The following is a 292-nucleotide window of genomic DNA, read 5'->3' as shown; positions in this document are numbered from 1 at the left end:
GGGTCGTTTCCGAACAGGAGATGTAACGGCGTAGCGGCGTTACAGCCGCTCACGCACGGTCATTGCCCAAAGGCGGGCTTTGCCTGTTCAGATATTCGGGGGACGGTGAAGAAGCGGGGTCTGCCCCAGCGCCTTGCTGTCGTCGAGGAAGGAGCGGATGCCGCTGACGACGGGCGTGCCGACTGTGCCGTGATCGATCAGAACCGCCATGCCGAGACAGAAATCGCCGCAGCATTGTGGCTTCGCGGTTTTTTTGACACCACCGTCCTCGTCGGACATTCCCTGCAGGTCC

General features: G+C 61.6%; 1 pseudogene. It reads right to left on the bottom strand.

The window, feature by feature from the left end:
* Positions 1-87: 87 nt before the first annotated feature.
* Positions 88-292 (bottom strand): annotated as a pseudogene (locus EN857_RS34115) (hypothetical protein); the annotation flags it as partial.

The sequence above is a fragment of the Mesorhizobium sp. M4B.F.Ca.ET.214.01.1.1 genome (genome assembly GCF_004791545.1).
GTDB classification, from domain to species: Bacteria; Pseudomonadota; Alphaproteobacteria; order Rhizobiales; family Rhizobiaceae; genus Mesorhizobium; species Mesorhizobium abyssinicae.
The sequence above is the reverse complement of the archived record's forward strand: the minus strand, read 5'-3'. Positions and strand labels throughout refer to the sequence as shown.